The 12698-nt window shown below is 64.1% G+C and carries 17 protein-coding genes; 7 read left to right on the plus strand and 10 right to left on the minus strand.

Annotated features, from left to right (window positions below; translation table 11 throughout):
- From ACREPD_RS09655 to ACREPD_RS09670, 4 genes are all read left to right on the plus strand, one after another.
- On the plus strand, positions 1-376 hold a 376-nt coding region (locus tag ACREPD_RS09655; RefSeq protein ID WP_431599125.1), incomplete at its 5' end, for an amidohydrolase family protein.
- 18 nt (positions 377-394) lie between these two features.
- Entirely contained in the window at positions 395-1126 is a 732-nt protein-coding gene (gene ubiG, locus ACREPD_RS09660) for a bifunctional 2-polyprenyl-6-hydroxyphenol methylase/3-demethylubiquinol 3-O-methyltransferase UbiG (protein ID WP_431599126.1), read from the plus strand.
- Complete coding sequence (locus ACREPD_RS09665; RefSeq protein ID WP_431599127.1) at positions 1119-1814, plus strand: phosphoglycolate phosphatase; 696 nt, start codon at positions 1119-1121, stop codon at positions 1812-1814. Before ubiG ends, ACREPD_RS09665 begins: the two co-directional genes overlap by 8 nt.
- A gap of 97 nt (positions 1815-1911) precedes the next feature.
- Complete coding sequence (locus ACREPD_RS09670) at positions 1912-2619, plus strand: squalene/phytoene synthase family protein (protein ID WP_431599128.1); 708 nt, start codon at positions 1912-1914, stop codon at positions 2617-2619.
- A gap of 234 nt (positions 2620-2853) precedes the next feature.
- Here the strand turns inward: ACREPD_RS09670 and ACREPD_RS09675 are convergent, their stop codons facing one another.
- From ACREPD_RS09675 to yidD, 3 genes are read right to left on the minus strand one after another with little or no spacing between them, the layout of a single operon-like run.
- Positions 2854-3699 carry a M23 family metallopeptidase gene (locus ACREPD_RS09675; RefSeq protein WP_431599129.1) on the minus strand — a complete coding sequence of 282 codons (846 nt, stop codon included), beginning with the start codon at positions 3697-3699 and terminating at the stop codon, positions 2854-2856.
- Positions 3699-5045: a dihydroorotase gene (locus ACREPD_RS09680; RefSeq protein ID WP_431599130.1), complete on the minus strand. Its 1347-nt coding sequence runs from the start codon at positions 5043-5045 to the stop codon at positions 3699-3701. The genes ACREPD_RS09675 and ACREPD_RS09680 overlap by 1 nt, the downstream gene beginning before the upstream one ends.
- 1 nt (position 5046) lies before the next feature.
- Positions 5047-5301, minus strand: coding sequence for a membrane protein insertion efficiency factor YidD (gene yidD / locus ACREPD_RS09685; RefSeq protein ID WP_421570194.1), 255 nt, complete (start codon positions 5299-5301; stop codon positions 5047-5049).
- A gap of 270 nt (positions 5302-5571) precedes the next feature.
- Between yidD and dksA the strand changes: the two genes are divergently transcribed.
- From dksA to ACREPD_RS09700, 3 genes are all read left to right on the plus strand, one after another.
- Positions 5572-6765: an RNA polymerase-binding protein DksA gene (gene dksA / locus ACREPD_RS09690; protein ID WP_431599131.1), complete on the plus strand. Its 1194-nt coding sequence runs from the start codon at positions 5572-5574 to the stop codon at positions 6763-6765.
- An 81-nt stretch (positions 6766-6846) separates the two neighbouring features.
- Positions 6847-7395, plus strand: a complete 549-nt coding sequence (locus ACREPD_RS09695; RefSeq protein ID WP_431599132.1) for a lytic transglycosylase domain-containing protein — start codon at positions 6847-6849, stop codon at positions 7393-7395.
- Positions 7396-7428: 33 nt separating this feature from the next.
- Entirely contained in the window at positions 7429-7764 is a 336-nt protein-coding gene (locus ACREPD_RS09700) for a hypothetical protein (RefSeq protein ID WP_431599133.1), read from the plus strand.
- Between the two features lie 100 nt (positions 7765-7864).
- Here ACREPD_RS09700 and ACREPD_RS09705 read toward each other — a convergent pair whose 3' ends face one another.
- The 7 genes from ACREPD_RS09705 to ACREPD_RS09735 are packed head-to-tail and all read right to left on the minus strand — an operon-like array spanning position 7865 to position 12692.
- On the minus strand, positions 7865-8434 hold the full coding sequence (locus ACREPD_RS09705) for a hypothetical protein (protein ID WP_431599134.1): 570 nt from the start codon (positions 8432-8434) through the stop codon (positions 7865-7867).
- Entirely contained in the window at positions 8431-9150 is a 720-nt protein-coding gene (locus ACREPD_RS09710; protein WP_431599135.1) for a sigma-70 family RNA polymerase sigma factor, read from the minus strand. The genes ACREPD_RS09705 and ACREPD_RS09710 overlap by 4 nt, the downstream gene beginning before the upstream one ends.
- Before the next feature lie 50 nt (positions 9151-9200).
- Positions 9201-10004, minus strand: a complete 804-nt coding sequence (gene fliP / locus ACREPD_RS09715; protein ID WP_431599136.1) for a flagellar type III secretion system pore protein FliP — start codon at positions 10002-10004, stop codon at positions 9201-9203.
- The gene (locus ACREPD_RS09720) at positions 10001-10312 is read right to left on the minus strand and encodes a hypothetical protein (protein WP_431599137.1); all 312 of its coding nucleotides are present in this window, start codon (positions 10310-10312) and stop codon (positions 10001-10003) included. The genes fliP and ACREPD_RS09720 overlap by 4 nt, the downstream gene beginning before the upstream one ends.
- 43 nt (positions 10313-10355) lie before the next feature.
- Positions 10356-10682 (minus strand): FliM/FliN family flagellar motor switch protein, encoded by a 327-nt coding sequence (locus ACREPD_RS09725; RefSeq protein ID WP_431599138.1) that lies wholly within the window; start codon positions 10680-10682, stop codon positions 10356-10358.
- 4 nt (positions 10683-10686) lie between these two features.
- A complete protein-coding gene (locus ACREPD_RS09730) occupies positions 10687-11472 on the minus strand; it encodes a FliM/FliN family flagellar motor C-terminal domain-containing protein (RefSeq protein ID WP_431599139.1) in 786 nt (261 codons plus the stop codon).
- Positions 11473-11498: 26 nt separating this feature from the next.
- Positions 11499-12692 carry a flagellar hook protein FlgE gene (locus ACREPD_RS09735; RefSeq protein ID WP_431599140.1) on the minus strand — a complete coding sequence of 398 codons (1194 nt, stop codon included), beginning with the start codon at positions 12690-12692 and terminating at the stop codon, positions 11499-11501.
- Positions 12693-12698: the final 6 nt, after the last annotated feature.

Consider the following 12698-nt stretch of genomic DNA (forward strand, 5'->3'; position numbering starts at 1 on the left):
GTTCAGCGAGAACCGCACCGCGGCGATCCTGGCCAAGGCCGGGGCCAACGACGCCACCGCGCTGGACGCGGCCACCACCCTGCGTGCGGCCACCCTGGGCGGCGCGCGCGCGCTGGGCTTCGGCGACCGCATCGGCTCCATTGAAGTGGGCAAGCAGGCCGACCTGGTGTGCGTGGACCTGTCCGCGCTGGAAACCCAGCCGCTGCACCACGTGCTTTCCCAGCTTGTCTACGCCGCCGGCCGCCACCAGGTCAGTGATGTCTGGATCGCCGGGCAGCCCAAGCTGGTCCAGCGCGAGCTGGTCGGCATGGACACCGCCGCGATTGTTGCCAACGCCCGCCAGTGGCGCGAGCGCATCCGTCACATCCGCGCCTGAGGCGCGAAAAGGACCGCCATGAATTCCCCCCACGCTTCCACCAATTTCGATCAGGCCGAACTGGACAAGTTCGCCGCGCTCGCCAACCGCTGGTGGGACGCCGACGGCCCGCAGAAGCCGCTGCACGCATTGAACCCGGTGCGCCTGAAGTACGTGGCCGACCGCGTCACGCTGCGCGGCGCGCGCGTGCTCGACATCGGCTGCGGCGGCGGCCTGCTCAGCGAAGCGCTGGCCCAGGCCGGCGCGGACGTGACCGCCATCGACCTGGCCCCGGAGCTGGTCAAGGTGGCCCGCCTGCACGGGCTGGAGTCGGGCGTCACTGTCGACTACCGCGTACAGGCTGCTGAAGACCTGGCGGCCGAACAGCCGGGCAGCTTCGACGTGGTCACCTGCATGGAAATGCTGGAGCACGTGCCGGACCCGGGCGCGATCATCGCCGCCTGCCACCGCCTGCTCAAGCCGGGTGGCCAGCTGTTCCTGTCCACCGTCAACCGCACCCCGGCCGCGTTCGCCGTGGCCATTGTCGGCGCCGAGTACATCGCACGGCTGCTGCCCAAGGGCACGCACCACTACCAGGACTTCATCAAGCCGGCCGAGCTGGGCAAGTGGCTGCGCGAGGCCGATTTCAGCCTGCGCGATGTCAGCGGCATGGCCTATGAGCCGTGGCGCAACCGTGCCCGCCTGAGCTCGCGTACCGACATCAACTACCTGGCCCATGCGGTCAAGCCGGACGATGCAGTCAATGGCTGAGTCCGGCGTCCACGCGGGCCTGTTCCCGCAGGCGGTCCTGTTCGACCTGGACGGCACGCTGCTCGACAGCGCGCCGGACATGCTGGCCACCGCCAACGCGATGCTGGCCGAGCGTGGCCGCGCGCCGATCACGCTGGACGCGCTGCGCCCGGTGGTCTCCAAGGGCTCGCGGGCGATGGTGTCGGTGGCGTTTCCCGAACTAGGGCAGGAGGCGCGGGACGCGCTGGTGCCCGAGTTCCTGGACCGCTACGAAGCACTGATCGGCCAGCACGCCGTGCTGTTCGACGGCGTCGCCGGCATGCTGGAGGCGCTGGAAGCGGCCGGCTGTGCGTGGGGCATCGTCACCAACAAGCCCGAGTACCTGGCGCGGCTGATCCTGCCGCAGCTGGGTTGGGAGGCGCGCTGCGCGGTCCTGATCGGTGGCGACACCCTGGCCCAGCGCAAGCCGCATCCGCTGCCGCTGCTGGCCGCCGCCGAGCGCATGGGCATCGACCCGGGCATCTGCATCTATGTGGGCGACGACGAGCGCGACATCGTGGCGGCCAACGCCGCCGGCATGGCCTCGGTGGCCGCGCTGTGGGGCTACCGCCTGGACGCCGACGACCCGCTGGCCTGGGGCGCCGAGGTCATGATCGAACAGCCCGCTGAGCTGCAGCAGGCAGCGGCGTGGCCCGCTTCGCGCCGGTAACGCGGTCCGCACAACATTGGTAGGTACCGACCGTTGGCCGGTACGAATTGGTAGGTACCGACCGTTGGTCGGTACATGCGTCGCAAGGAATCCCACAATGACCACCTCCACCGCCCTCGACAGCTTCCTCGACAAATGGCGGACCCGCTGGCCGGAATGGCAGGTGGCCGAACCGTTCATTGCCGAATCCCAACGCCCCCTCGTGGTGGCGTGGTTCGCGTTGCTGCAGGAATTCGACGACGTCCTCAACACCGCCGGCGACCCGATGCCGGCCGACGCCAAGCTGGCGTGGTGGGGCGAGGAGCTGCGCAGCTGGTCCGCGCAGCGCTCGCGGCATCCGCTCGGGCGGCTGCTGGAACCGGTGCGTGCACCGTGGGCCGAACTGGCGCAGACGCTGCCGGACCTGATCGAAGCGCGCGCGGTAGCGGTCGACCCGGCGCAGGCGCGGCGCGCGCTGCAGGCCTACGGCGCGGCCGTGGCGGCGGTAGAAGCGGTGCTGTTTGATACTTCGGCGCGCGGCGATGTGGCCGGCCCGATCGTGCTGCAGACCCTGGCCCAGCGCCTGCACGAGGCCGGCGTAGCGGCGGTGCCGCGTTCGCTGCTTGCCCAGGACGATGGCGACGCCGCGCAACGCTGGGCGCAGCAACTGCTGCGCGACTGGCCGGCGCGCGTGCCCGGCCCGCGCCCGCGCCGCCTGTATGCCTCGTTGGCGCGCACGCGCCAGCAAGCGTGGTCGCAAGGGCAGGAGCTCAAGGCAACCCCCGTGCGCACCCTGCTGCGCACCTGGTGGGCGGCGAGAGGGTAGAGCCACGCCCTGCGTGGCTGCGCGGTGCCGGAACGGATCGGGGGCGGTAGGGTCGGTTCCCAAACGACTGCCGATGGCGGTGCCACGCGCGGTAACGCATGACCCTGGAACGAAGGCGTTTCCCCGTTAGAGGTCATGCGTCCCAGCGCCGATCAGCAGGGTCGGCAGTCGTTCGGGAACCGACCCTACCGGCCCCGGTTGACCATGTCCGGATGGCGGCCCGTAGACCGCCGGTTACTTCCCGCGTTCCAGCACCAACAGCGGATCCATCCGCGTATCGAACCAGTTCATGCCCCAATGCAGATGCGGCCCGGTCGCACGCCCGGTGGCGCCCACCGCCGCGATCACCTGGCCCTGCTCGACCCGATCGCCCACCTTCACGTCGATGCGCGACAGGTGCAGGAAATTCGAGCTGATCCCGAACCCGTGATCCAGCAGCAGCGTGCCGCCGGTCAGGTACAGATCCGGCCCCGCAAACGTCACCACACCCGCGGCCGGCGCCTTCACTGGCGTGCCCGTGGGCACCGCGATATCCATCCCTGAATGCCCCGACCCCGGCTGCCCGTTGTACACGCGCGCATTGCCGAAGCGGCCGCTGATGCGCCCCTGCACCGGCCAGATGAAGGCCTGCGCGAAATCGGTGCGGTCGTCATCGCGTGCACGCGCGGCCGTGACCTGCGCCTGCTCGCGTTTGATCCGCTCGGCGATCGCCGGCGGCGGGTTCACCGTCTTGGGCGGCACGCCGTTGACGCGCTCGGTCGGCCAGTCGCGCGGGGTCACCGCGATGCTCACCGTTTCGCTACCGCCATCCGGGCGCTGCACCTGTACCTGCAGCGGCCCCTTTTCATCGCGGCCGATGCCGAACACCACGCTGCCATAGCCGCTCACCCGCAACGTGCGGCCGGCGTACTGCACCGTGCTGCCCGCAGGCACCTTGCCGATCACCATCGCGCCCTGCGAGGCACTGGCCGGGAACACCACCCGGGCGTCGGCCTGGGCGAGGGCGGGGGAGGGCAGCAGGCCCAGCACCCCAACCGGGGCCAGGGCCAGCAGGCCCAGGCCCAAAACGGTAGCCCGCATCAGCGGTCGTAGCTCATGCGCTGGCCGTTCGGCGCGCCCACCAGCTGCTGGCCGTCCCAGGCCAGCTGGCCGTTGACCCAGGTGGAGGCGATGCGCGAACGGAACGTGGTGCCTTCAAACGGCGACCAGCCGCACTTGGACAGCACGTCCTCGCGCTTCACGGTGAACGGCACGTCTTCCACCAGCACCAGGTCGGCCCAGTAGCCTTCGCGCAGGTAACCGCGCTGGCTCACATCGAACAGCTGCGCCGGGGCGTGCGCGAACTTCTGCACCACCTGGGTGATCTCCAGCTTGCCTTCATGCACCAGCTCCAGCGCCGCCACCAGCGCGTACTGCACCAGCGGCAGACCCGAAGGCGCCTGTGCATACGGCTTCTGCTTCTCTTCCCAGGTATGGGGGGCGTGGTCGGTGGCCAGCACGTCGATCACGTTGTCGGTCACGGCCTGGGTCAGCGCCTCGCGGTCGCTCACTTCCTTGATCGCCGGGTTGCACTTGATCAGGTTGCCCAGCCGCGCGTAATCGGTGCGGTCGAAGCGCAGGAAATGGATGCAGGTTTCGGCGGTGATCTGCTTGCGGCTGCCGTCGGCACGGATCAGCGGGCCCTTCTCGAACAGCTTCAGCTCGTCGGCCGTGGAGATGTGCAGCACGTGCAGGCGGGTGCCGTGCTTTTTGGCCAGCGCCACCGCCAGTTCCGACGACTTCAGGCAGGCCTCGCGCGAGCGGATGTCCGGATGCTGTTCGGCGCTCAGCGCGTCGCCGTACTTCTCGGCGTATTCCTTCGCCTTGGCGTCGATCATCGGCGTGTCTTCGCAGTGCGTGATGATCGGGGTGGGGGCGTACTTGAAGATCGCGTCCAGCGTTTCCGGGTTGTCCACCAGCATGTTGCCGGTGGAGGCGCCCATGAACACCTTGATGCCCGGCGAGGTCTTCGGGTCCACCACCTTGATGTCGGCCAGGTTGTCGTTGCTGGCGCCCATGTAGAAGCCGTAGTTGGCGCGCGCGCGGCCGGCGGCAGAGTCGTATTTGGCCTGAAGCGCGGCGGCGTTGAGCGTCGGCGGATTGGTGTTGGGCATGTCCATGAAGCTGGTCAGCCCGCCGGCCACGGCGGCGGCCGATTCGGTGGCGATGTCGCCCTTGTGGGTCAGGCCGGGTTCGCGGAAGTGCACCTGGTCGTCGATCATCCCGGGCAGCAGCCAGCGGCCGGCGGCGTCGACCACCGTATCGCCGTCCTGCGGCTGCAGGCCGGTGCCGATCTGCGCGATGCGGCCGTTCTCGATGCGCAGGTCGCCGTCGAAGATGCGGCCTTCGTTGACCAGGCGGGCGTTGACGATGAGCGTGGAGGGCATTTCAGTGTTTTCCTGGGCAGCGGCAGTCAGCGTGCGCGGTGCGCGGCGGCACCTCGTCGATACCACCGGGATGGAAGGGATGACAGCGCCCCAGCCGGCGCGCGGCCAGCCAGCTGCCGCGCGCGGGGCCATGCGTGGCGATGGCTTGCATGGCGTATTCAGAACAGCTGGGCATGAACCGGCAACGCGGCCCCAGCAGGGGGCTGATGAAGCGCTTGTAGAAGCGCAGCAGGGCAATGAGCAGGTGGGAGATCACCCCCCAATCTTAGAGCAGTTGGCATGAAGGCCGCATTTGTCGCAGGATGGGGTGTTGGCCCCGCCGCACCACGCACGCGGCGGGCCGCCCCGGCGACAGCGCCGGGTCAGGTTCCGAACTGCGCAGGTCGCTCCGCCCAAGCGGGGGGACGGCCACACGCCGCCGCACTCCCCGGCTGAACGGAGTAGGCGGAGTGGTTGCTGCTGCTGGTCGGGTAGGCTATAAAGGCCCGCTTTCCCGGGCCCCGGGGAAACCAAGGAAGAGCGTTTCGTGGCTGCTAAAAAAACTGCAAAGAAGGCCGTCAAGGCCGCCAAGAAAACCGCCAAGCCTGTTGCTAAGAAGTTGGCGGCCAAGTCCGTTGCCAAGAAACCGGCTGCAAAGCCGGCTGGCAAGCCTGCATCCAAACAACCGGCGGCCAGGACGGCACCCGTAAAGAAAGCGGCGGCCAAAAAAGCCCCCGCAAAGGCACCAGTGAAGAAGGCGGCGGCCAAGCCGGCGCCCAAGCCTGCGTCCAAGACCGCCACGGCCAAGAAGCCGGTCGCGAAGGCACCGGTCAAGAAGACCGCGCCCGCCAGCAAGACCGTGGCCAAGAAATCCGTTACCCCGGCGGCCAAGCCCGCGCCGGTGAAAAAAGCGGTTGCCAAGCCCGCCCCGGCCAAGCCGGTAAAGGCGGTCAAGCCGGCCAGCAAGCCGGTGGCAACCAAGCCGGCGGCCAAGCCGGCCGCAGCACCCGTAGTGAAGTCCGCACCGAAGCCGGCTCCGCCGGCGCCGGCCAAGTCTGTCCCGGCCAAAGCCGCGGCCAAGCCTGCTCCTGCTCCGGCCCCCGCGCCGAAGCCGGTGGCGGCAGCCCCCGCGCCGAAGGCCCCGCAAAACAAGAATCCCGTGCCCGTTTCGAAATCGCCTGCAAAAACTCCCGTGAAGTCCGAATCCGCCCCCAAGCCCGTGTCGCGTCCGGTCGGCAAGGTCGCCGTTGCCGTGGCCGCGCGTTCGTCCGCCCCGGCCCCGCGCACCAAGGTCAAGGTGGTCGAGTACAAGACCGACGAAGCCACTGGTCGTCCGATCCTGCCCGCCGGTTACAAGCCGAGCGCGGAAGAGGAGTACATGAGCCCCCTGCAGCTGGAGTATTTCCGCCAGCGCCTGCAGAACTGGCGCAATGAGCTGGTCGAGGAATCCAAGCAGACCATCGCCAACCTGCAGGAAGAAGTGCGTGACATCGGCGACGAAGCCGAGCGCGCCACCCGCGAGACCGAGAACTCGCTGGAACTGCGTACCCGCGACCGTTACCGCAAGCTGATCGGCAAGATCAACAGCACGCTCAAGCGCCTGGAAGACGGTGACTACGGCTACTGCGTGGACACCGGCGAAGAAATCGGCCTGGACCGCCTCGAAGCGCGTCTGACCGCCGAACGCACCATCGACGCCCAGGAGCGTTGGGAGCACCTGCAGAAGCAGCAGGGCGACTAGTGTTGAATGGCATCCCGCACCAGTCTGCAACTGGTGCGGGAAGTCATTGGGGCTTGATCGCGGCGTTGATCGGGATAGAGGATGAACCATTCATTTTTCGGATGGCTGCTATGCGCGCTTCTGCCATCCAGCTACGCGATGGCAGATTGTATTGATGATGCGGCCGCCTACCAGCAGGTGCACCCCGCCGTGCTGAGGGCGATCGCTTTCAATGAATCGGGAATGCGCGCTGCTACCCTGAATCACAATACCAATGGCACCGTCGATATTGGTCTGATGGGAATCAATACAGTCCACCTGGCGGAGCTGTCACGGCATGGGGTGGATCAGGTCGTACTGACCGAGCCCTGCGCCAATGCGTATGTAGGCGCGTGGTACCTGAAGCGGATGATGGTCAGACACGGCAACAATTGGCGTGCGGTGGGCGCGTATCATTCCGAGACACCCCGCTTGAATGCAGAGTATGTTGCGCGGATTCAAGGCATCCTGCGCCATTGGGGCGTCATGGTCGCGCCCAAAGTGAACCAGACTGAGGCGACACTAGAGCCACTGAGCTGGCGTGACACCCGGCGCAATCAGAATAGTACACACGGGTATGTAGACCCACAGTCAACAGCAGAGCCAGCATAAATTTTGAACCCGATATCCCGACTGGATCGAATGATGGCCCAACTGCGAACGCAGTTGGACAAACAGGCGGCGCGCGCGGGTATGCAGGAAAGCGCAACCGCCAGCATTCGTGGGGAGGCGGATGAGCGCGCTTCAGAACGGCAAAGTAGTACACCCATTGAGCTGGTGCGTGAACTGCGCGCAGCTGGGATCACCGACGAGCGCGTGCTGGTGACATCGTTGGTGGAGGGCATGCTGCTACGGGAGTTCGGGGCTCGAATGAGTAATGACGCCGAATTCCATCAGACAGTTGCGAGGGTGGTCGCGGCCATGGCCGACAGTCCAGAGGCTTGGGCGCTCTGCAGAACCTGTCTGGTGGAAACCCAGTAGCTGGCGGCACTTGAATGCATCAAGTGCCGGTGCTGTCCAAGGACACGTGAATCGACCACGGCCTTTGTGACGCCGTCGAAGCTGGTTGGTCGCTGATGGGTCAGAGGTTAAGGGTGTAGCCGCTCAGTAGCAGATGTGACCCGCGCTCGCTGGTGATGTCGTCGCCACTATCGCTGCCTTCCATGGTCCGGCGGGTGTTGATCAGCAGTGCCTGAATGAATGAGCTTATCTCCGGCGAAGCTCCTTCATGCCGTAGTCCCTCTTCAAAAAGTCGTGCGGCGTCGACGAAGTCATCTTCAATCAAACTGAGCATCCCACGTGCGAAGTTGCGCATTGCGTCGTTGTCGGTCACTTCAGTCAATGGCCACCAGACGGCGGCCGCCTTGATCGTTTGGGTATGGCAAAGCTCAAGATAGCCAAGCATGAAGCGTGCGGCGTGCAGTCCCGGATCCAGCGCGATGGCTTGCGTCAGGTCAGCGTGCGCGGCCCCATAGTTCCCCTGGCTGGCGTAGATGGATCCCCGCAGCAGCGTGAGCCGGGCATCGGCGGGAAAGGTCTGCATCGCAACGCTGATCAATTCAATAGGCTCCGCGTCAGAACGACCCATGGCCAGCTTGATCTGCTCCATCTTGGCGTCATTGCAGTAGGTGCCGCTCGATTGTCTGTTCATCTTTTTTCCTGCCATGAGGATGAGGAGGGGGTGCGGATCTTCTCTCGCAACAGCGACATTGCGGCGGTGTGCAATTGGGAAACTCTTCCTCTACTGACACCAAGAAGAGCGGCGATCTGAGTAAATGGAATGGACTGGAGATAGTGGTACCGGATCACTGCGCCCAGTCTCTCGGGCATCGAGTCCAACGCCAGCGTCACCGCTGCTCGCTCCTGCTGCCAAGCGACTGCCTCATATCCGGTATTGCCCGGGACACTGGCGTGGTCATGCGTGCTTGCCTGGAACATGCCGGTGTCATCCAGCATGAAGCCAATAGCCAGCCCAGCGGCCAGTTCGGAAAGGCGCTCAAATGGGTCCGACGCCTTCTCGGGCATAAGCGACGCAAGTCGCTCCCGCTGTGCGCGGCGCTGAAAAGATATCTGTGCCTGCGCATCGGTAAGTCTCTCTACGCCGCTCAAAATGCTGCCGCGGATACGCGCGGTGCAGAAGGTTTTGAACGAAACACCTCGTGAGCTGTCAAACCGGTCGATGCACTCCAGTAGACCAAGTCCCGCGAACTGCATGAAATCGTCGAACTGCACATCATCACGCAGGCGACTGGCGAACAGCCGTGCAGCAATGCTCCTTGCATAGGACAAGTAGTGCAGGAAGATACGTTCACGCGAGATCGCGCTCTCTGCTGCATCCACCAGCGGCCACAGTGCGTCGACAGCCATATCGGTCTCATCGCGGTCCGGTAGGTCGACTATGGGGGCGGAGTGGGGCGTCATCTGAAACTGGTGAGCACGCCTTGCAGGATCAGACTCCAGCCATCTACCAACACGAACATCAGGACCTTCAGAGGAAGTGAAATTGTGGCGGGTGGCACCATCAACATTCCAAGCGACAGCAGCACGCTGGACACCACCAGGTCGATGAGCAGGAAGGGCAGGAGGATGACGAAGCCGATCTGGAATGCTACCCGCAGCTCGTTGAGAATGAACGCCGGGGTCAGCTGCAGCAGCCCAACCTGCTCGGGTGTGGTGGGAGCATCCTTGCCAGATAGCTCATACATCAGCGCCAACTCGTCTTCACGAACCTGGCGAAGCATGAAGTCCCGGATCGGTGCAGAGCCCTTCTCGTACGCAGCGTCAATCTGCAGGGTACCTGCCATGAACGGCTGCAACGCCTCGCTGTTTACTTTCTCCAGCGTAGGCATCATTGCGAATACGGTGAGCAGAAGCCCCAGGCTGACCAGAACCGGAGTGGGCGGCGTTTCCGGCATGCCAAAGGCATGTCGGATCATCGATAACACAATGATGATCCGGATAAATGCCGTCATCGATATCACGAGCGCCGGGCCCAGGCTGAGCAGGGTCAGTATTGTTGCGATGCGCACTGCCTCGCTCGCGCCTTGGGCATCGGACACGTCTCCGAACTGTCTCAACAGTTCGCCGCTCCCCGTCTGCGGGGATGCATCTGAAGCAAGCACGGAGAAGGTGGCGCATAGGGCGAGGGCAGTGACAAGAAGCAAGGTGACATCGCGGGCCAGTCTTGATAGATGCGATTTGTCTATGGGTAGTGGGGTCATGGCTCAGGTAGGCTGCGTTGTTCCGCGGCAACGTCCGCGTTGGTCGGTAGGGGGCGCTCGCTGGGAAGCGGGGAGAGATGCACGTTGCCCGTGCTGGAGGTCAGCAGAAAGCGGCAGCTTCGATACTCGATGACATGCACCGATGTGCGGGTATCCACCGCCATGCTCTCCAGCAGGCGCATGTCCCTGGTCCTACCCTTGATCGGCAATCGACCTTTGGCACGAATGAAGTAGATGGCAGCTACGCCAAGCGCAAGGCAGAAGCCAAGCGACAGGGCAACCCGGAGGTAGTCGATGCCACCCGTCATGCGCGCCTCCCTGCGTTTCTGCGGATAAGGATTCCAGGAATCATCAGGTCGCGGCTAGCTCAGTGATGCGCACGCCGAAGTGGTCATCGACCGCGACGATCTCGCCGCGTGCAATGACCCTTCCGTTCAGAAGTACATCGACATCCTGTTGCACATGCTGGGAGAGCTCGACGGTAGCGCCCAGGCGCAGATCCATCAGTGTCTTGACCGTGGTCTCCGTTACTCCCAATCGAACTTCCAGCACTACCGTCACATCATGGAGAAGCTCCAGTGAAGGGCGCTGCGAATTCGGTTCGGGTACGGGCGTCGCGTGGTCGGGCAGATCTATGCGGGTGATGCGGGTCTGGTGTGCTGCTGCGTTGGTGTCCATGGATCTACTGTCTGTTGATGGAGGTCAATGCAATGGCGACACGGTCGCCATTGCGTACGGGCTGGCCGTGCGCCAGGATGCTCGCTGCGGCATGACTCGAGGAAGTGAGCCGAAGTGGGACGGACTGGCCAACAACCTGGGAGGTAGTCAAGACATCGCCCAATGCCAACGAAGAAAACTCCATCGCCGTTAGCCGGCACTCGCCGAGGGTGACCAAGACCAAGAGCTCGGTCGGGGCCAGTGCGGAGCTGCGTGGCTCAGGCGACGGCAGAGTGGGAATGGCCGGCTGTTCGAACTGCGTGCGGCGCCAAAGCAATGGTGTCGAGCAGTAGAGTTCCAACAACGGTCGGTGGTCCAGGCAGCCGATGGTTATGCGCAGACCACCGTGGTCAAGTCGGATGGTCTCTGCAGGTGGCGCCTGAATGGTCTGTTCCAGCGAGGAGGGCGCGATAGCGGCTCCTATGGCGTGGATCAGCTCGTTCAGCATCTCATCGCGAAGACTGTCGCGCAGTTGTAGTTGAAGCGCGTGGACCGGCATGCCTTCGGCATCGATCGGGTAGTCCAGCGCTTTCTCCGCATAGCGGTTCCAGTCCCCTCTGTGGGTAACGAAGTGCAGGTCGCGATCGATAGCCCATCGTTGCACACTATCCTCGAGCGGCACGCATGCAAGCATCGGCATTGGGCAGGACGTGACCTTCAGATCATCTGGGTGCTCGAACCACTGCTGCTGCCAGACGAACAGTGCGCCGTTTACGGCTGCAAGGAGCTGGTCGGTGTCGGCCTGGACCAATGGACGCCACCGCGAGGGCATCAATCTCATCCCTGGCCCCGCATCTGGAACAGCTGCATGATCATTTCATTGGCTGTACTGATCACCTGCGAAGACGCCTGGAAGCCACGCTGGATCATGATGAGGCGGCCGAACTCCGTGGAAAGATCGACGTTTGAAGCTTCGCTATAACCAGATACGAGCATCCCTGCGCCATTCTCTTTGCTGGTGGTGAAGCTGGGAGGGGGCGACTTCGTTGCATTGAACAGTCCATTGCTTTCCTGGATCAGTCTCTGCGGATCGGAGAACAGAGCCAGCGCGACTTTGCCTGACGTTTCCTTCTGACCGTTGGAGTAGTTCTGCGTCAGGCTTCCATCCTCGTCGATGAATACGGACGACAAGGAGCCGGCGGCATATCCGTCGCTAGTGGAGACGCGAAGGCTGGAATAGGTACCTGCCGAGAAGCTGGTTACGCCAGCTGAAAAGTCCAGCGTGATTGTGCTGGCCTCAGCATTGTTGGCTTCCAGCGTGAACTCAAGCAGATCCATGCCAGGCTCCGGAATGCCTCCAAGGAACTGCAGCGTGTTCCGCCCAATCTCGCGACCGTTGGCATCCACCATCGAGACCGCCCAGCGTCCGGGGAAGATTCCGCTGTCCGGGGTGAAGACGATCTTGAGTGTGTGCTTTTCACCAGAACTGTCGTAGACGTCTACGTTGGGAATCGAGAACTCTGTGGCGCCCGAAGAAAGATTGTCGGAGAACTTGATGCTGGTGGTCGGGGAGGGTGGGCTCATTCGCTTACCTTCCAGCGAAATCGGCTGCAGAGCGCCGGAACCGCTCAGTGTGGCCAGTCGAAGCCCGGTGGCCTTGTCCTGTATGTAGCCGTCGTCCCCCACGATGAACTGGCCGGTACGGACATACTTGACCTGATCGCCGTCGAGCAGGGGAATGAACCCTTCGCCCTGGATAGCCAGGTCCAGCTGGCCATCGCTTGCACGTATGTCGCCCTGGGAGAAGCTCATGAATGAATAGCCATACTCCACGCCGCTGCCAAGCTGCATGGTGCTGGCATAGCCAAGCGCGTTGTTTGAGAACTGCTGACCGTAGTAGAGATCGGAGAATCGCGGGGTGGTTGTCTTGAATCCGGGCGTGTTGATGTTTGCAACGTTGTTGCTGATCGTCTGCAAGCCCTTGGCGTGCGCGGTTAGACCGCTCATGCCGATGTAGATGCTCTCCAGCATGTCGCT

This window comes from Stenotrophomonas sp. (genome assembly GCF_050737075.1).
Classification (GTDB): domain Bacteria; phylum Pseudomonadota; class Gammaproteobacteria; order Xanthomonadales; family Xanthomonadaceae; genus Stenotrophomonas.

What these genes read in the sequence shown, in the direction of transcription:
- ubiG (WP_431599126.1), top strand. Translation starts at nt 395, where the DNA reads ATGAATTCCCCCCACGCTTCCACCAATTTCGATCAGGCCGAACTGGAC.
- ACREPD_RS09665 (WP_431599127.1), top strand. Translation starts at nt 1,119, where the DNA reads ATGGCTGAGTCCGGCGTCCACGCGGGCCTGTTCCCGCAGGCGGTCCTG.
- ACREPD_RS09670 (WP_431599128.1), top strand. Translation starts at nt 1,912, where the DNA reads ATGACCACCTCCACCGCCCTCGACAGCTTCCTCGACAAATGGCGGACC.
- ACREPD_RS09675 (WP_431599129.1), bottom strand. Translation starts at nt 3,699, where the DNA reads ATGCGGGCTACCGTTTTGGGCCTGGGCCTGCTGGCCCTGGCCCCGGTT.
- ACREPD_RS09680 (WP_431599130.1), bottom strand. Translation starts at nt 5,045, where the DNA reads ATGCCCTCCACGCTCATCGTCAACGCCCGCCTGGTCAACGAAGGCCGC.
- ACREPD_RS09695 (WP_431599132.1), top strand. Translation starts at nt 6,847, where the DNA reads ATGAACCATTCATTTTTCGGATGGCTGCTATGCGCGCTTCTGCCATCC.
- ACREPD_RS09700 (WP_431599133.1), top strand. Translation starts at nt 7,429, where the DNA reads ATGGCCCAACTGCGAACGCAGTTGGACAAACAGGCGGCGCGCGCGGGT.
- ACREPD_RS09705 (WP_431599134.1), bottom strand. Translation starts at nt 8,434, where the DNA reads ATGAACAGACAATCGAGCGGCACCTACTGCAATGACGCCAAGATGGAG.
- ACREPD_RS09710 (WP_431599135.1), bottom strand. Translation starts at nt 9,150, where the DNA reads ATGGCTGTCGACGCACTGTGGCCGCTGGTGGATGCAGCAGAGAGCGCG.
- fliP (WP_431599136.1), bottom strand. Translation starts at nt 10,004, where the DNA reads ATGACCCCACTACCCATAGACAAATCGCATCTATCAAGACTGGCCCGC.
- ACREPD_RS09720 (WP_431599137.1), bottom strand. Translation starts at nt 10,312, where the DNA reads ATGACGGGTGGCATCGACTACCTCCGGGTTGCCCTGTCGCTTGGCTTC.
- ACREPD_RS09725 (WP_431599138.1), bottom strand. Translation starts at nt 10,682, where the DNA reads ATGGACACCAACGCAGCAGCACACCAGACCCGCATCACCCGCATAGAT.
- ACREPD_RS09735 (WP_431599140.1), bottom strand. Translation starts at nt 12,692, where the DNA reads ATGCTGGAGAGCATCTACATCGGCATGAGCGGTCTAACCGCGCACGCC.